The sequence below is a fragment of the Taibaiella koreensis genome, assembly GCF_003545715.1.
Lineage (GTDB): Bacteria > Bacteroidota > Bacteroidia > Chitinophagales > Chitinophagaceae > Taibaiella > Taibaiella koreensis.
In genome coordinates, this window is record NZ_QVNU01000005.1 from 271,297 (window position 1) to 288,428 (window position 17,132).

The following is a 17,132-nucleotide window of genomic DNA, read 5'->3' on the forward strand; positions in this document are numbered from 1 at the left end:
GGACATTTATTTTGCGGGACCATTTCCATGCCTGGTACGGCCCCGCTGCTGCAACCATTTGCTATAAAAGTCAATTGTCGCAAGCGTAAATAAGAAATAGTAGCCGATGAGGCCCACGCTCAGCAACACCGCAGCATAGAAAATAACAGGGATCAGGAGGTAAGGTGCGGGATGGTCCAGGATAAGCGCCAGCAGTACCATGCCCGATAGCACCAGGTACAATATCCGTGTCGAACAACCACCCGGTAGCTGCACCGGTTCCCGCCACAGGCCCAGCAGCCAGGCAAGAGCGCTGAACATCTCATATATAACCAACAGCGTTAAAGCAATACCAGCGTCGCCATAGCCGCCAATACAATACCAGCAATAGAGGAATAAGCATGCCTGTATGCCGGCGTCGACCAGCATGGATAACGCGATGATACGATACTTAACCTTGAGCTTTGGTTTCATACGACAGGCTTTTGGTCCAAACGATATTTTTCTGCGCTATACCAGGGACGGCTTTATCGATACGACGGATCATGGCTTGCTTCCCTCATACTCTGATATCCGGTGATCATGGTTAGGGCTTTATAAGAGATAATAAGGCTTGCGTGCTTTACTGTAGTAACGGATCTCCAGGATGGTAATCATGAAATAGGTAGTTCCCAGCACCGGTCCTATCACCAGCATGCAGCAGCTCATAAGCAACAGGGCATCTGTGCCTGCCAATACCATCAATGCCAGGAAAGGAGCCAGGATGAGAAAAGCGCCCCGGATCCAGGCCCCGCTTACGTAGGCCGGAGCACTGTTTCGGAAATAAAGCGTCCATAGCAGCGCACTACCTGTTTGCACAGCGCCTATAATATAAAGGGCAAAGGGCCCCAGACTACTGCTTTTGCAAAGCCACAGCACTACCGGGAAGGTTAATACCTGCAAGGACAGGTCTATCTTTTTACCCAAAACTAGATTTCTGAAAGTATTTTTCATATATACCTATTTATACCGTAATAATTATATTTTCAGAAAAATTTGAAATTTTAGATCAAAATAAAAACCGGTTACCCGGTTAAACGCTTTCTGCTATTTAAATAGCTTGAGCAAGGTGCCGGTAAACCAGTTCTCATCGGCCTTGATGAGTCCGGCCAGTGCGTTATCGGCCTGCCTGGCAAATTTCTGGATCTGGCTCACCGTATCGATGAAAGCCTTTGTTTCCGCATCTTTCTTGTTGCCTTCTACTTCGCGTATTTGCTCCATAGTAGTCAGAATGGGATCCAGCTCACGTTTTTTACGTTCTTTCATAATACGCATGGCTACCTTCCAGATGTCCTTTTCCGCCGTAAAATATTCCTTGCGATCGCCCGGCTTCAGCACCTTCTCTACGATACCCCAGTTGATTAGCTCCCTGATGTTCATATTGGCATTGCCACGACTGATCTGCAGCTCCTCCATGATCTCATCGGCATTCATGGCTTCCGGCGCGATCAGCAGCAAGGCATGTATTTGCGCCATCGTACGATTAATGCCCCAGGAAGATCCGAATACACCCCAGCTCTGGATAAATTGTTGTTTTGCCTCTGCAAGATTCATAACCCAAAGTTACATGATGTTTTTGTATTTTCAAAATTTTCTGAAAGAAATTTATCGATATTGAGTGGTGAGTATTGAGTATTGAGTATTGAGTATTGAGTATTGAGTATTGGGTATTGAGTATTGAGTATTGGGTATTGTAATTTGGAACTTGGAACTTTGAATTTGGAGTTTAAGAATATAGCAATTGCCAATTATTCCATTGGAACTTGGAATTTCGATATTGCCTGAGTTGTTAACCGCAAAGGGCGCAAAGTGATACGCAAAGGACGCAAAGGACTGCCAACGCCCATCTATTCAGTGCTCGCCAGCTCTTCGTTCAGACCGCTGCGCGTTCCGACCGTAGTTTTGCCAAGCTTTTCGTTCAGACCGCTTCGTGTTCCGACTATAGTTTTGCCAACTGCCAACTGCCAACTGCCAATTTTACCCTACAGCTCTGACCAGCTCTTCGTTCAGATCGCTGCGCGTTCCGACCGTAGTTTTGCCAAGCCTTTCGTTCAGACCGCTTCGTGTTCCGACCATAGTTTTGCCAACTGCCATTTGCCAATGCTACCTTTCGTTCAGACCGCTTTACGTTCCGGCCGCAAGTCCCGATACAAACTGCCGGATCAGCTCGCTTAAGCCGCTTACCTTCTTCAGGCTCACCTGGTCGGCCTTATCCCATATATCGTGATAGTAGCCCTTTCCACCGTTGGTATAAAAGAAAAATGCCGGCACGCCCTTCTCGCTGAAAGGGTAATGATCGCTATTATGCGCCGTGCCCCTGGCTTTGATCTCCGGCAGGTATTTTCCCTCCGCATTCAATTGGGTCAGCAGGTCAAATGCCGTTTTATGCTCGGTACCATTCACCACAGTAATACCATTAGTGGCATCGCCCATGATATCCATATTCAGGAGGAAACGGATCTGCGACAATGGAAATGCAGGATGCTCTACGTAATAGGAAGCGCCCAGCAGGCCGGCCTCTTCTCCGCTAAAAGCCATGAAGGCTATAGAATAAGGCTGCGGATGTGCTGCGTAGTAGCGGGCCTGCGTCAATAGCATCGCCACACCGCTGGCATTGTCGCTGGCGCCGGGAAACATTACCCTGCTACCCATTTTTCCCAAGTGGTCGTAGTGTGCCGTAAGCACGATAAAACTGTCGGGCTGCGCCGTACCGGGCACGTAACCCATAATGTTGATTGCGGCAAACTTATCTACCTGCTTGCTTTGAACGATGGCCGATACCTTCCTGTTCTTTTGGAAAATCAGGCTGCTGTCATACAGCTCAATCACGGTTGCAGCAATAGCCTGCCTTGCCACCGACCAGGTAGGCTTGCCGCTCTGTGGCAGCAGGAATACGCCCGCGGGCAGGTGGGCCAGCAATTCGGCGCGATCGTTCCATCCCATCAGCTTTCCTACAGTATCCATATGCCTGAGCAGATAGGCGTTTTTCGTCTTGCCAAGCGTTTTATACCATTTCTGCCAGGCTTTCTCTTTTGCACCGGGCTTCTCTGTCTTGCCTTGCAGCTTGCGGGCAAAATCGTAGCCATCGACGGTTACCAGCTTCAGCTCTTCTACATAGCAGCTACCGCTGGTAGGGTATACCAGGTATTCTTCCCCACCCTTCAGAGTACGATCGCTTATCTTGACGTCTACAATGCCCGGGAAGGTATTGACGCTGTAACTATAGGGCTGGCTGTAGCTGGTTCCGAAAAAACGAAGACCGGTTTCGCCAAACTGGGCGGTAAGGTACTGGGCTGTCTTGTACATACCCCGGTTTACATAGCCCCTTCCGGCAAGTCCCCTCGCGCATAGCGCATTGATATAACCCCGCAGCAGCAGGGAATCCTGGCCGGGTTGGTAAGCGCTGGATACTACGCCCGGCATTTCGGTAGTGTCGTCGGTCAATGCCGTGGTATCCTGCGCATGGGTGTACAGGGAAAGGCTGCTTAATAAGAGAAGAAAAAGAATACGCATGGTTCTGCTGGTTTAATCTGTGCTTTCAAGCATGAAGAAAGCTTCTACCGGCTTACCAAACAAACGGGCCAGCTTTAGCGCCAGCACAGTGGAAGGCACGTATTTGCCCGCTTCGATAGCATGGATCGTCTGGCGTGATACGCCGATCTTGTCGGCCAGCTCGCCCTGTGTGAGGTCCAGGATAGCGCGCTCGACTTTCAGGCTATTCTTCATGTGCTGCAAATTTAGGGACCAGATACCATCTGCTGTAAAAAATAAGTATAAATGTGACCAGGAAGATAAAAGGCAGCAGAAAAAGCGCCTGCAAAAAGTGAAAGCCCTGAGTCAGCAGCACAATTGCGGCCAGGAATAAGTAATTGCTGTAATGGCTCAGCTGCAGCGATTGCAGCCGGATCAACGTGGAACGTTCATCCTCGTAGCGCACACGGGCAAATGCGATAAAAAGCAGGCTGACGAGCAAGCCGAGTATTGCCACTTCGTTGGTAAGATTATAATCGCTCAGTATGTCAGCATGACTCAATTCTTTAACGGAAGGCTCGGCCGTACCCGCCGGCAATTCCTTTTGATCGAGGTAAAGCCTCCAGGGGGCATCATGTTCCGGCAGATCCAGAAAGCGGAATTCGAAGCCCCTGGTCCAGGCTACGAAGAGGATCATGCTGGGCACCAGCAGTACAAGACCGGCCATCCGGAACGGAGCGGGTAAAAGCAGTTTGTTTTTCATAGGTTGTAAAGTTTTTTCAAAAGTAAAACAAACATTTCAAAAAGTAAAGTAAACTTTACAAAAAGTAAAAAATAAAAAGACAGCAGATGGAAAATCTCTTTGCTGTCTTCCGAAAACCTACCTATAAAACCTTTTCTATTTTTTCAGTCATCTGCTTTACCAACTCCTTTTGTACAGGGTTCAGCTCATTGCTTTCGGTTACCTGGTCGGTAGCATACATCAGCAGGCACATAGCTATGAAATCCTGGTCGTCTTTGCCGGCGAAGCTCGTACGCAGCTCGGTGATACGCTCATCAGCAATCTTGGCGGCAAGGCGTACCGCTGCTTCATCCTGGCTTTTGATCCGTATCCGGTAGCCACGGCCGGCGATCCACAAGGTGACCGGTATATATTCTTCCATTTGTTTTTCTTTAAGCGCAGATCAAAAGTAACGAATAAGAAAAAGTTTTCCTTACCCCTGTAAAAAAGTATTTTTGCAGCCTCCCCGGCCAGATTAAGCCGGTGGCAATACAATCACATGGGATTTTTTGATAAGCTTTTCAAACGGAACAAAGAACAGCAGGAACAGAAGGTAGCGCTCGATGAAGGCCTTCAAAAAACCAAGCAGAGTTTTTTTTCCAAGATCACCAAAGCCATAGCCGGCAAGAACTCGGTAGACGAAGAGGTGCTGGACAGCGTGGAAGAGGCACTGATTACGGCCGATGTGGGCCTGGATACTACGGTGGCGATCATCAACCGTATCGAGGAAAGGGTAGCCAAGGACAAATATCTTGGCACTGCTGAGCTGAACCGGATACTGCAGGAAGAAATAGCCGGCATCCTGACCAATGCCCCTACCAACGAATTTGAGACCTTCGAAATACCCGCCGGGAAAAAGCCCTACATTATTCTGGTGGTAGGTGTGAATGGCGTGGGCAAAACAACGACTATAGGCAAGCTGGCTTACAACTTTAAAAAGAACGGCAAAAGCGTATTGCTGGGTGCAGCCGATACCTTCCGTGCCGCAGCAGTAGACCAGCTGACCATATGGAGCGAACGTGTGGACGTGCCTATTGTGAAGAAAGAGATGGGCAGCGATCCCAGCTCGGTGGCTTACGATACGGTGGTGAGCGGTATCGCGCGCGACGTAGATGTGGTCATTATCGATACGGCCGGGCGCCTGCACAATAAGGCCCACCTGATGGACGAGCTGTCAAAGATCAAGCGTGTGGTGAGTAAGAACATTCCCGACGCACCACATGAGGTGCTGCTGGTGCTGGACGGCAGTACCGGGCAAAATGCGCTGGAGCAGGCCAGGCACTTTACCGCAGCCACTGAGGTAACCTCCCTTGCGATTACCAAGCTGGATGGTACCGCCAAAGGCGGTGTGGTACTGGCCATCGCCAACCAGTTCAAGATCCCCGTTAAGTACATAGGCGTAGGTGAAAGGATGCAGGACCTGCAGATCTTCAACAAATATGAATTTGTCGACAGCCTCTTCTCGTTGGAAGAGAAGGACTGATCTTTTTCCGGTTTCTATACCGGTATATAAAAAGCGGCATAGCTGAACATGACGATCAACTATGCCGCTTTTGTTTTGAAGGCTTCGGCCGGTCAGGCCTTTACCTAAAGACGCTATGCGTCCCGGCCGGTTTTAGCAGATATCGGGTGCACAGGAAGCCAGAGAACAGCAAGTCGTTTGCTTGTGTCCGCCGCCTGGCAGTGTGGTGCAGCAGGTGGTTTGGGCAGTTAGCCCTCCTGTTACCGCTTCCTGGTTGCTGAGCCGGGTAATTCTTATTTTCTGCAAAGACAGCCTGATGCTTCGGTTTTTCTTTTTCATATACTGTAGATTGAGGTTAAGGAATAAGGATCGCCGTCATGTCATTTAGATGCCGGAGCGACAGATCAACCGATACAAGGGATGAGGACCGAACAAGGTTCTACCCATGTATGACAACATTGCGTTTGCTGATGGGCAATGGTTTTCCGGCAAGCCGCCGGGTTATTTATACTGGGACATCCGTTGCTGCAACCTTCAGGCTCTGTTGGCGGAATACAGGCGACACAGGAAGGCGTAGCTGAATTCCCGCCTTTCATATGATCGGCATAAGTTGCCGTTAGCTGTGTGATGTTTTTTTTCTTTAAGGATAGTTTTGCCGTCAGGTTTTTCTTTTTCATATTGCTGGTGTTTTTGAAAACAAAATTTACTGCTTAAAGACATCCTTCCAAAGGATGCCTTTTGAAGGTGAGCCTGCTTATCCGATACAATAGGTATTGGGATAGCAGGAACCAGGTGCCCAGGTAGGGCAAAGACAGGTTTTATACTCATAGGTCGGACGAATGCATACATCGCCGGTCAAACAGGATACTACCAATGAGCCTCCTCCCGCCCATATATTAGCCTGGCTATCGGAACTCAGTTGCGCCAGCTTTTCTTTATTCAAGACCAGCTTTTTCTTCAGGTCCAAAGATTTCATTTTCATAAAAAACGTGTTTGGTGTTTGATAAAATGTAACAAGAAATGGATTTATCAGGCAGTAACCCCGCAGTTCACAAACCAGGTTGGCGGTTCAGTGATGCATTGCCCGCAATGTGATGTCTTATCGGCAATAATGGTAGGGCAGCCATTACTGCATCCTTCCGGCTCTGTCGGCGGAATACAGGCAATACAGGAAGGCGCTGCAGAGTTCCCGCCTTTTATCCCGCCGGCGTCAGCTACCGTTAAGGACGTGATCATCTTTTTCTTTAAAAATAGTTTTGTGGTCAGGTTTTTCCTTTTCATATATTATTGATTTTATCATGCAATCTACAAATTATCTCCGCTCCAAAACCAAGGGTAAACCATGATTTTTGACAGATTAAACCCTGCAGCCTTTGCAAAACGGTTGCTGATATCAGTATCTTTAATGCTCACCAACCAAACTGAGATAAGATGAAAAAGAAAAACCTGAACTTGTCAAGGCTCATGCTGAAAAAGGCGACCATTACCCGCCTGCACCCCGAAGGAATGGAAAACGTACAAGGAGGATCAGCCACCTGCGCGCCGGTCTCCACAGATGCCGTATCATTATGCGGCACGGGTTGTCCGTCCATCGACAACAATTGTCCTAATACGATTGCCAACAAGAAATCCCAATGTTGTGCCAACTGGTCGGCAGCACATGCTGCTGTCTCTGTTTGTAATCCCTGTATCCCTGAGCACACCCAGCCCCTGCTCTGCGCCTGATCCGGACGATGATACTGGTGCAAACTGATGATGCAACAAGCATCCGGCCGGCTTCGGCAGCTTATTAATTTCATTAACTGACTATCCCGACATAGGAAACATTAGCCAAATTCCTCTTGATAATGGTTGCTGAGCCCGTCGAAGCACCATTTTATAGCTGTCCTTTCGACATGCTCAAGGACCGGAGATTATTTTGTTTCCTATGTCGGGATGGTCATTTTTTATTATTCCAAAAAAAGTCGATCACAAAAAAATCCCCCGGTTCTGTCCGGGGGATTCTTTGGTATGAAATCGTTTAGCTTATTCGCCTTTGATCCTGAAGTTGTCTAACTCCCAGCTCTTAGCGGCGCTGGTAGTAGAAGTATATTTGAAGGCAACGTATACTGTCTTGTTCTTGTAAGACAACAGGTCGATATTGCCAGAGTTGGTAAAGGTAAAGCTACCGCTCTGGTCGTATACTGCCGTCAGGGGTACCCAGGTAGCCGAACCGGGAGCGCCGCTACCGGAGTAATCGGTGGAGATATAAAGCTCCAGGGGATTACCGGCATACTTGGCTGCCGATTCAAAGGTCATGGTAATGGTATTGTAGTTGCCGGTCAGGTTGATCCCTTTGGAGATCAGCCAGTCTTCGTTGGCAAAATTGCTACCGGAGAAGCCCGACATTGCCGCGCAGGGCTTGGGGTTGCCGTATTGAGCGATAGCCCATTTCTGATCGCCGGTCACGCTTACAACGTTCCAGTTGTTCAGGCTTTCGAAGCCGTCGTTGATGATATAGGCAGAAGGTTCGCTGCCATCGCAACGTTTGCCGGAGAATTGTACGTCGCTGGTATCGCGTATATACAGCTGAGGTATGTCGCGGTAGCGGGTATAGATCGCCAGCAGAGTACCCTTTCCGGAAGGCAGCAGGAAGGGCTGGAACTTGGCATAACCGCTGTTCCGCATCACCATGCTTTTGCCGTCGCAATCCTCAATCTTACGCTCGGTAACAGAAGCTAGGGTGGCCAGCTGGGCGTAGGGAAGACCGACCTGCGAAGTGATGAACTCTACATTTTTGATCGCCACCAGCTTATTGAGGTATTGCTTGGCTGCGTTGGGGCTCGCCAGATCCGTCAGCGTCAGCGTATCGGGAACGATAGTGTTGGGATAGTTGGCTTTCACCAGGTAATCGCTGGACAGCACCGTGGGAATGCCGGTAAGGTTGCCGGTAGCATCGGGCGCATAACCCAGCTGGGGATTGTTGTTGTAAGCGCCTACAAACAGGCCTTTACACTTCACATAGATCTTACGGCCTACAGGATAGTCGTTGTACAGGCTGTATTGATCTACCAGTATCTCGATACCACCGGTAGCATCCTGGATCACGATCTTTTTGTAGTAGTTGCCGCTTTTGTCGTCCATAACGACAATACCGGCGATCACCACATCGGTATCGATAAGGCCCGGCGTCATGGCTTGCAGCTGTGCTATGGTATGGGTAACCGGCAGCTGCGGATCGTAACCGCTATTGTCCGGTGGTGCGTCAAAATCCTTTTTAACGCAGGAACTTACACTGAATAAAGCGCCAATAGTTAAAATACCCAGTGCCGCAGTAAGAATTCTCTTCATATTTTTTGATTAAAACAGGCTGCAAAATAACAACAAAAAAATCACCACATGTAACGGGTGATAATAAGTTTAGGTTACCAAATCCCCAACATGTGTTACCAAATCTTTAAATAACAGCGATTAGGTTTAATTATAAGCCTTTGTTAAAACACTAAATTACAACTTATTTAACAAGTTGAATTTCTACTGTTTACAACTTTACATTTATTCTATTGACCTTGCTTTCTCAAAATGGAGGATACCTGAGAAGCCACTTGACAAAAGAAATCCCCGGTGTTCTTAACCGGGGATTCATTCAGTTTTATCAGCTATTTTATCAGGCGTTATATCCCAGCTTTACTTTCAGGTTGGCATCCAGCATATCGAGGAATTCTTCGGTATAGAGATAGTGCTCACCATGGTTCACTTTGTTACCATGGATACATACCGCCAGGTCCTTGGTCATATTGCCGCTGGCCACAGTCTCGATACACACGGCCTCCAGGGCATGGGCAAAGTCGATGAGCGGCTGGTTATTGTCCAGCTTGCCACGGAACTCGAGGCCGCGTGTCCAGGCAAAGATCGAAGCGATAGGATTGGTAGAGGTGGGATTACCTTTCTGATGCTCGCGGTAGTGGCGGGTTACGGTACCGTGTGCCGCTTCTGCTTCCATGGTCTTGCCATCGGGTGTTACCAGGGTAGAAGTCATTAGTCCCAATGAACCAAAGCCCTGGGCTACGGTATCGCTCTGCACATCGCCGTCGTAGTTTTTACAGGCCCAGACGAAATTACCATGCCATTTCAACGCCGAAGCCACCATGTCGTCGATCAGGCGATGCTCATAAGTAATGCCTGCAGCTTCAAATTTCGCTTTGAACTCATTTTCATATATCTCTTCAAAGATATCCTTGAAGCGGCCATCATATTTTTTCAGGATGGTGTTCTTGGTAGAGAGGTACAACGGCCATTGCTTGATCAGCGCCTGGTTGAAGCAGGCACGGGCAAATCCGGCGATGCTCTCATCGGTATTGTACATAGTAAGAGCCACGCCGTCGCCTTTGAAGTTGAACACTTCAAACTCCTGCACGGTTCCGTCTTCTCCTTCAAATTTAACAGTCAGCTTGCCTTTACCTTTGGTGAGGAAATCGGTAGCGCGGTATTGGTCGCCGAAAGCGTGACGGCCGATGCATATAGGCGCCGTCCAGTTGGGTACCAGGCGGGGAATATTATCGATCACAATAGGCTCGCGGAATACCGTGCCATCCAGGATATTGCGGATGGTACCGTTGGGCGACTTCCACATCTGCTTCAGGTTAAATTCTTTTACACGCGCCTCATCGGGGGTAATGGTGGCGCATTTGATGCCCACGCCGTATTGCTTGATGGCATTGGCGGCATCTACAGTTACCTGATCGTCGGTAGCATCGCGGTGCTCTACGCCAAGGTCGAAGTATTTGATATCTACATCCAGGTAGGGCAGGATCAGCTTGTCTTTGATGAATTTCCAGATGATGCGCGTCATTTCGTCGCCATCCAATTCTACAACAGGATTCGCTACTTTGATTTTTTCAGCCATTGTGCTAAACAGGTATTAAATTGTTTGTTGAAAAAAAGAATCGGGCAAAAGTAACAAAAAGGAATCTTTTAAATAAAATGTCTGTGATAAATTGACATTGGCGCCCGATGCGGGAAAGATGGCGGCTGCCGGAAGCGGTTCCGGACGGGGCTTTCTCAAATGATGAGGTTCCGCCGCGATTTCAGGGATGCGATCTCCAGCTCGCTGGTCCAGGCAACCCCGTTCACCTTAACCAGGTCGAAAGAAAAATCCTGTTCCGGCTCTATGTAGGAGGCAAATTGTATCAGCAGCAGATAATCGGCATGCTTCAGCTCCGGGACCAGCTTTTTTACAGAGCAGCGGTTGGCATACAGGTAAAAGGCCGCATCAAAATAAGGCAGGGCGTGCCGGTATACCGGGAAATGGTATTTGCGCTTGACCTCTTCCTCTGGCAATTCATCGAACAGGGTACCGCTGCCGCTCGATACCCTTCCTTCGTGGATACAAATATCCATTTCGGGTTCCCTGACGAATTTAAGACCAAATAGCTCGTTGATCCACCAGCAAAGGCTGTGCCCCTTCAGCGCAGAACCGACTGCGATCAGGCGGCTGTCTGAAAAGAAGTCTTCTTCAACAAATGCGGTGTTCAGTAAAAATTTTGCCATGCCGGTATTCCTTTTGCAAAGGTTGGAATAATTTACGTCCCGGCAAAGCCTTGCGACGACTTGCACAGCGCCGATGCAAATACCAGCCGGCGACCACCCGAGTCATTCTTTTTCTGTAACTTCCCGCCCGAAAACAAATCTATAGCCACATGTCTCCCATCTACATTGTTCTTATCGTCGTGGTGGCCTTACTGTTCGTGTGCTTCGTCACCGTACAGCAAGGTACCGTCGCTGTGATCACCATCTTCGGCAAATTCCAGCGCATCCTGCGACCCGGCCTTAATTTCAGAATTCCCTTTATCGAACGGATATTCCGCCGTATTTCTATCCAGAACCGCTCCATTGAGCTCAAGTTCCAGGCCATTACGCAGGACCAGGCCAATGTTAACTTCTCGGCTATGCTGCTCTATGCTGTGTTCAACCAGGAAGCGGAAACGATCAAGAACGTGGCGTTCAAGTTCATGGATGAGCGTAGCCTGATGCAAGCCCTGGTACGCTCCGTAGAAGGATCGGTACGCGCCTTCGTAGCCACCAAGAAGCAGGCAGAGATCCTCAGCCTTCGCGGCGAGATCATCCTGCATGTCAAGGACCAGTTGGATAAAGTGCTGGAAGAATGGGGCTATCACCTGATCGATTTGCAGATCAACGATATTACCTTCGATGAGGTGATCATGCGCTCCATGGCACAGGTCGTTTCATCCAATAACCTGAAGGCCGCGGCCGAAAATGAGGGCCAGGCATTGTTGATCACTAAGACCAAGGCAGCAGAAGCCGACGGTAATGCAATCAAGATCCAGGCAGAGGCAGAAAGACAAGCAGCGCAGCTGCGTGGACAGGGCGTGGCGTTATTCCGCGAAGAAGTGGCACACGGTATGGCCCGTGCCGCTAAAGAAATGGAGCAGGCCAACCTCGATGCCTCCTTCATTCTGTTCTCTATGTGGACCGATGCCATCAAGCATTTTGCCGAGAACGGCAAAGGCAATACCATCTTCCTCGATGGCAGCAACGACGGTATGCAGCGCACCATGAAAGAGCTGATGTCCATCGCGCAGACCTCCAAGATCGTAACCCCGCAGCAAGGCAGATAATCAAAAAAAGCGTTCTTTTACGTTATAGACAGTCCCGGCGGTACTTCCTTCCGGGACTATTTTTTTCCCTCACCTCCCATGAAAAAAATCATTTCCGGCTGCTGCCTGGTCCTGGCCGGCCTATCGGCACAAGCGCAGAGCGATGCACAGATCGAAAGCCTGATGACGCGCGGGGCGCCCGATTGCTTCGATATCTCCTATAACAGCAGCTACCTGATACCTCAGCTTTATCGCGCCGGCAAGCGAGATACCCTTGAGGCCCTGGTGCAATATGCCATCCGTGAATGCGGCGACCGGATGCTCTTTCATTTTCAACTGCTGGACGCCATCGGTACCGGGCGCTTTACCAGTCAGGCCTTTGTGAGCGAGCAGACATTCCAGCATCTTGAAAACTATAAATGGCACCTGAGAAAGGCAACTGTGCCCGACGATACCTCCAACAGGTCGCCATACGTGGCTTACCACAAAACAGACAGAAGACGCGCCACCGACAGCTTTTATCTTTTCCTACAGCAAATGGCCAGCTCGCTGAAAGAAAAAGCGGGATTAAGCAGCACAGAGAAGTTCCTGGCCGATTACTACGCTGCTCCATCAGACACTTTGCTGACCCGGGCGGGCGATAGCGTGATGAACGGCACGGCACTTTACGAGGGCTACAAGGCCATGCGCCGGATGCGCGATATAGCAGAACGGAGGGGTACTACCTTCAGCATCGCTTCGGGCATATGGATCCCCAACGGCAAGCTGAATGTGCTGGGTCCCCACCCTTACATCAATGCGCACATCGGCATGCGGTCGCCCGAGCTGCAGCTGGGCCTCACAGCCGGCATCCGTTTTATGAGTACGCCCGGAACTTATAAAGTAATCAAGGACGACTCCCTGTACACCACCCGGAGCTTTATCGCTTACTACCTGGGCCTGGACTTTAATTATGCTTTGTACGGCCACAAACGGCATAGCCTGGAGCTGGTGGGCGGTATGGGGCTTGATGGTATGAACCCGCGCCTGGCGGATAAAGGGTCGGGAACCGATCAAAGCAAGGCTGTATACCAGGACCTGCATAGCTTCAACATCAATGCAGGTCCTGGGTATAAATTCTGGACACGGTCCTGGTACCTGGGCGTCGAGCTCAAATACCATGCGCTCTTTTACAATAACCGCGGCGGCACCGATCTTTCGGGCCATGCCATAACCCTTGGGCTGGTGCTCGGCGGTGTGCTTACACCTTATTGCAGAACGGGAGAGCCTTACTGGTACTAACCCTTTGGACACAGCGCCGGGTACCGGTCATCAATTTTTTCTGGTGTTACCATCCGGACCGCTTATTTTTACCAATAAAATCCAACGATAAAACAATGACGGAAACGACCCAAAATATATACCCGCATGTACCCTACGGAAAGACCGTACACGGGCAGGAAGAAATCGACGCGGTAGTACAAGTGCTGCAGACCTCCACGCAAATGGGCAAGCATGTAAGAGCCCTGGAAGCGGCGGTAGCCGGCTTGTATGCCAAAAAATACGGCATCGGCGTCAACTCGGGCTCCTCGGCCCTATACCTGGCTGCCGACCTGCTCGATTACGAAGCCGGCGCCGAGATCATTACGCCGGCGCTTACCTTTTCCACTACCGTAGCACCCCAGGTGAAACGCAACTGGATCCCGGCTTTTGTGGACGTGGAAGAAGGTACTTACAATATTGATGTGAATAAGGTGGAAGCGATGATCACGCCTAAGACCAAAGCGATGATCATCCCTAACCTGATCGGCAACCTGCCCGACTGGAAGGTGCTGCGAGCGCTGGCCGACAAGCACGGCCTCTTCCTGCTGGAAGACTCGGCCGATACACTGGGCGCCGAGATAGACGGCGCCTCCTCTGGCCGCTTTACCGATATGAGCACCACGAGCTTTTATGGTTCTCACATTGTGAATTGCGCTGGTAACGGCGGCATGCTGTGTGTCAACAGCGAGGCCTTTTACGACCGCGGGCGACTGCTGCGCAGTTGGGGGCGCAGCTCCTCTCTTTTTGTTGAGTCGGAAAAGATAGAGAATCGCTTCAACGTCAATGTGGACGGTATTCCCTATGATGCCAAATTTGTATTTGAAGAACCGGGCCACAACATAGAGCCTTCCGAATTGGGCGCGGCTTTCGGCATGGTACAGATCGGAAAGCTGGCTGATAATATCGATAAACGGACGGCCAACTATACCCAGCTGCGTGCCTTCTTCGAACAATACGAAGAGCATTTTATCCTGCCGCAACAGCTGCCCGGCTCCCGTACCGGCTGGCTGGCTTTTGCCGTTACGGTAAGGGAGAACGCACCTTTTATCCGCCGCGATCTGCAGATCTTCCTGGAACAGCGGAATATACAGACCCGTACGGTTTTCACCGGTAATATCCTGCGGCAGCCGGGCTTTAAGAACGTAGCCCACAAAGCCGCTACAGCAGGCTATCCCGAAGCCGACAAGGTAATGCGCGGCGGCATGCTGATCGCCTGCCACCACGGCCTTGACCAGGTCCAGATCGACCATATGAAAGAGAGCATTAATGCTTTTATGAGCGGACTATAATCATATTTTTCGAACTGCTTAAAGCCATCCCCTATAGGATGGCTTTCTTTTCGTGCAGACATTTGAATATTCCCCTATTTAATACCTAATTTTGCAGTCTACTTATATGTGATATGCCTGCCGATTCACCGAAGCGTTTTAATATCTGGACACCCCTTACCTTCTCTGTAATCCTCATCCTGGGCATACTGATTGGTTTTCAGCTGAATAAATACTTAAGTAACAAAAGACCTATCTCCAATGCTATCGAACGTAACGACCGGCTGGAAGAGATTATCGATATTGTGAATGCCAAATATGTAGATTCAGTTAATGCCGATTCCCTGTACGAAGACGCGGTGACCGGAATTTTGAAACACCTGGACCCGCACACCGTCTATATTCCCGCCCGCGATATGGCATCGGTAACGGAAGATCTTGAAGGTAATTTTAAAGGCATCGGCGTCGAATTCTATATTCTTAAAGATACCCTGATGATCACCTCTGTGCTCAAGAACGGTCCTTCGGCCGATGCGGGTATCCAAACGGGCGATAAGATACTTAAGGTCAACGATAGCTCGGTGATCGGCATTACCAGCGAAAGCATCATCAGCAAGCTGCGCGGCCTCGAAGGCAGCGCTGTAAAGCTGAGCCTGCTGCGGCCATCGGAGAATCGTGTGCTGGAAACACAGGTCAAAAGAGGCGTGATTCCCATCTTTAGTGTTGATGCCAGCTATATGATCGATATGGTAACCGGCTATATCCGCATCAACCGCTTCAGCGCCACCACCTACCGGGAATTTATGAAAGCGCTGAATGCCCTGCTGGGACAGGGTATGAAGCAGCTGGTACTCGACTTGCGACAAAACCCGGGCGGCTACCTGGATGCCGCTACGGCGATCGCCGACGAGCTGATAGGCGACAATAAGCTGCTGGTGTATACGCAGGGCCGCGCTTCGGATAAAGAAAAATATATGGCCGGCCAAAAGGGCAAGTTTGAAAAGGGCCGCCTTGCTGTGCTGGTCGACGAGGGCTCCGCATCAGCGAGCGAGATCCTCGCCGGCGCCGTTCAGGATTGGGACCGCGGTGTGGTGATCGGCCGGCGTACTTATGGTAAAGGGCTGGTGCAGGAACAGTTTGAGCTGGGCGATGGCTCTGCCCTGCGGCTGACGGTTGCCCGGTACTATACGCCCTCCGGACGCAGCATACAACGTCCTTACAACAAAGGCAGGGAGCTGTACGAAGAAGATTTCGAGAACCGCTTCCGCGATGGTTCGCTTACGGGTATGGATACGCTCGGCCCGGCCGATACCATCCGTTACTTTACAGAAGAAAAGCACCGTATCGTTTATGGCGGCGGCGGCATCAAGCCGGATATTGTCACGCCTTACGAGACCAGTGCTTACGCCTCCGAGCTCTATGAGCTCCTGTCGTCCTCAACGCTGAGTAATACCGTATATGAATACTACTCGCTGCACAGCAAGGAAATGAGCGTATACACCTCGTTCCGTCAATTCGATGCCTCCTTTACCATAACACCGCAAATGATGGTAACCCTGAAAAGTAGCCTCAGCAAAGATTACGCAGTACAGGTGTCGAAGGTATGGAGCGATGCCAAATCGCTTGGCTTTATCCAGCAGCGGGTAAGGGCCATCCTGGCCAGGATGCTGTTCCGCAGCAATGGCTATTACCAGCAGGTCAACAAGACGGATAATGTAGTGCTAAGAGCCCTGGGTATTCTCCGCGGGAAGGAATACGCCGCCATCGTGGGCGGGTAGCTGGTCCAGCCAGCTTACTTTATGATCCTGTACCGCAGCGCAGAAATGCTGCGTGCCATTGGACAGCATCCAGTAAGGGCATTGAAGGCTGCTGTGATACCGGAGCAGCTGCGCCAGCGTACGTTCGTCGACAGCTACCGCCGGCTCCTTGCACTCGATCAGCATCCAGGGCCGGTGATCATAATCGTAAACGACAATATCGTAACGCTTTTTCAATTGGTTGACCCTTATCTCTTTTTCAACGGAAATGAGTCCCCTAGGATAAGCCATTACCTCGCAAAAATATACCAGTAAGTGCTGGCGCACCCACTCTTCGGGGGTCAGCAATACATATTTTTTCCGGATAGGATCAAAAATGTAGCGTTTCCCGTCCTGCTGCCGGAGGCGGAAATCATGTGCAGGGAAAACCAGGGAGATCATAAGCAAGGATACGAAGATCAGGTCAAAGAAGCGCTC

21 protein-coding genes are annotated in these 17,132 nt (G+C 50.1%); 6 read left to right on the forward strand and 15 right to left on the reverse strand.

Translation table 11 applies throughout. From position 1 onward, the window contains the following. Positions 1–6: 6 nt before the first annotated feature. From DZK30_RS17450 to DZK30_RS17480, 7 genes are all read right to left on the reverse strand, one after another. Positions 7–453 carry a hypothetical protein gene (locus tag DZK30_RS17450; protein WP_118975452.1) on the reverse strand — a complete coding sequence of 149 codons (447 nt, stop codon included), beginning with the start codon at positions 451–453 and terminating at the stop codon, positions 7–9. Positions 454–573: 120 nt separating this feature from the next. Then, a complete protein-coding gene (locus DZK30_RS17455) occupies positions 574–972 on the reverse strand; it encodes a hypothetical protein (protein WP_118975453.1) in 399 nt (132 codons plus the stop codon). A 93-nt stretch (positions 973–1,065) separates the two neighbouring features. Next, positions 1,066–1,572, reverse strand: coding sequence for a GbsR/MarR family transcriptional regulator (locus tag DZK30_RS17460; protein WP_118975454.1), 507 nt, complete (start codon positions 1,570–1,572; stop codon positions 1,066–1,068). 570 nt (positions 1,573–2,142) lie between these two features. Beyond that, the gene (locus tag DZK30_RS17465) at positions 2,143–3,531 is read right to left on the reverse strand and encodes a M28 family metallopeptidase (RefSeq protein ID WP_118975455.1); all 1,389 of its coding nucleotides are present in this window, start codon (positions 3,529–3,531) and stop codon (positions 2,143–2,145) included. Between the two features lie 12 nt (positions 3,532–3,543). Next, the gene (locus DZK30_RS17470) at positions 3,544–3,744 is read right to left on the reverse strand and encodes a helix-turn-helix transcriptional regulator (RefSeq protein ID WP_118975456.1); all 201 of its coding nucleotides are present in this window, start codon (positions 3,742–3,744) and stop codon (positions 3,544–3,546) included. After that, complete coding sequence (locus DZK30_RS17475) at positions 3,734–4,252, reverse strand: hypothetical protein (RefSeq protein WP_118975457.1); 519 nt, start codon at positions 4,250–4,252, stop codon at positions 3,734–3,736. The genes DZK30_RS17470 and DZK30_RS17475 overlap by 11 nt, the downstream gene beginning before the upstream one ends. A 121-nt stretch (positions 4,253–4,373) precedes the next feature. Next, positions 4,374–4,652, reverse strand: coding sequence for a cell division protein ZapA (locus DZK30_RS17480; RefSeq protein WP_118975458.1), 279 nt, complete (start codon positions 4,650–4,652; stop codon positions 4,374–4,376). 117 nt (positions 4,653–4,769) lie between these two features. Between DZK30_RS17480 and ftsY the strand changes: the two genes are divergently transcribed. After that, positions 4,770–5,753 (forward strand): signal recognition particle-docking protein FtsY, encoded by a 984-nt coding sequence (gene ftsY / locus DZK30_RS17485; protein ID WP_118975459.1) that lies wholly within the window; start codon positions 4,770–4,772, stop codon positions 5,751–5,753. 132 nt (positions 5,754–5,885) lie between these two features. On the opposite strand, the gene DZK30_RS25925 is transcribed toward ftsY, so the two are convergent. From DZK30_RS25925 to DZK30_RS25930, 4 genes are all read right to left on the reverse strand, one after another. Then, positions 5,886–6,071 (reverse strand): hypothetical protein, encoded by a 186-nt coding sequence (locus DZK30_RS25925; protein ID WP_162903190.1) that lies wholly within the window; start codon positions 6,069–6,071, stop codon positions 5,886–5,888. A 65-nt stretch (positions 6,072–6,136) separates the two neighbouring features. Continuing rightward, positions 6,137–6,409 carry a class I lanthipeptide gene (locus tag DZK30_RS17490; RefSeq protein WP_118975460.1) on the reverse strand — a complete coding sequence of 91 codons (273 nt, stop codon included), beginning with the start codon at positions 6,407–6,409 and terminating at the stop codon, positions 6,137–6,139. A gap of 77 nt (positions 6,410–6,486) precedes the next feature. After that, positions 6,487–6,714, reverse strand: coding sequence for a class I lanthipeptide (locus DZK30_RS17495; RefSeq protein ID WP_118975461.1), 228 nt, complete (start codon positions 6,712–6,714; stop codon positions 6,487–6,489). Between the two features lie 47 nt (positions 6,715–6,761). Further along, positions 6,762–7,013, reverse strand: a complete 252-nt coding sequence (locus tag DZK30_RS25930) for a class I lanthipeptide (RefSeq protein ID WP_162903191.1) — start codon at positions 7,011–7,013, stop codon at positions 6,762–6,764. Positions 7,014–7,163: 150 nt separating this feature from the next. On the opposite strand from DZK30_RS25930, the gene DZK30_RS25935 reads away from it, so the two are divergent. Then, positions 7,164–7,457, forward strand: coding sequence for a class I lanthipeptide (locus DZK30_RS25935; protein ID WP_162903192.1), 294 nt, complete (start codon positions 7,164–7,166; stop codon positions 7,455–7,457). A gap of 300 nt (positions 7,458–7,757) precedes the next feature. Here the strand turns inward: DZK30_RS25935 and DZK30_RS17510 are convergent, their stop codons facing one another. From DZK30_RS17510 to DZK30_RS17520, 3 genes are all read right to left on the reverse strand, one after another. Continuing rightward, positions 7,758–9,062 carry a DUF5689 domain-containing protein gene (locus DZK30_RS17510; RefSeq protein WP_118975464.1) on the reverse strand — a complete coding sequence of 435 codons (1,305 nt, stop codon included), beginning with the start codon at positions 9,060–9,062 and terminating at the stop codon, positions 7,758–7,760. Between the two features lie 316 nt (positions 9,063–9,378). After that, positions 9,379–10,617: an NADP-dependent isocitrate dehydrogenase gene (locus DZK30_RS17515; protein ID WP_118975465.1), complete on the reverse strand. Its 1,239-nt coding sequence runs from the start codon at positions 10,615–10,617 to the stop codon at positions 9,379–9,381. 155 nt (positions 10,618–10,772) lie between these two features. Then, positions 10,773–11,261: an IPExxxVDY family protein gene (locus DZK30_RS17520; protein WP_118975466.1), complete on the reverse strand. Its 489-nt coding sequence runs from the start codon at positions 11,259–11,261 to the stop codon at positions 10,773–10,775. A gap of 149 nt (positions 11,262–11,410) precedes the next feature. On the opposite strand from DZK30_RS17520, the gene DZK30_RS17525 reads away from it, so the two are divergent. From DZK30_RS17525 to DZK30_RS17540, 4 genes are all read left to right on the forward strand, one after another. After that, positions 11,411–12,349: an SPFH domain-containing protein gene (locus tag DZK30_RS17525; protein WP_118975467.1), complete on the forward strand. Its 939-nt coding sequence runs from the start codon at positions 11,411–11,413 to the stop codon at positions 12,347–12,349. Between the two features lie 78 nt (positions 12,350–12,427). Then, entirely contained in the window at positions 12,428–13,609 is a 1,182-nt protein-coding gene (locus DZK30_RS17530; RefSeq protein WP_118975468.1) for a hypothetical protein, read from the forward strand. 95 nt (positions 13,610–13,704) lie between these two features. Beyond that, positions 13,705–14,919, forward strand: a complete 1,215-nt coding sequence (locus DZK30_RS17535; protein ID WP_118975469.1) for a DegT/DnrJ/EryC1/StrS family aminotransferase — start codon at positions 13,705–13,707, stop codon at positions 14,917–14,919. A gap of 113 nt (positions 14,920–15,032) precedes the next feature. After that, positions 15,033–16,676, forward strand: coding sequence for a S41 family peptidase (locus tag DZK30_RS17540; RefSeq protein WP_118975470.1), 1,644 nt, complete (start codon positions 15,033–15,035; stop codon positions 16,674–16,676). On the opposite strand, the gene DZK30_RS17545 is transcribed toward DZK30_RS17540, so the two are convergent. After that, positions 16,620–17,096 carry a type I restriction enzyme HsdR N-terminal domain-containing protein gene (locus tag DZK30_RS17545; RefSeq protein ID WP_118975471.1) on the reverse strand — a complete coding sequence of 159 codons (477 nt, stop codon included), beginning with the start codon at positions 17,094–17,096 and terminating at the stop codon, positions 16,620–16,622. The two genes, DZK30_RS17540 and DZK30_RS17545, sit on opposite strands and share 57 nt — an antisense overlap. Positions 17,097–17,132: the final 36 nt, after the last annotated feature.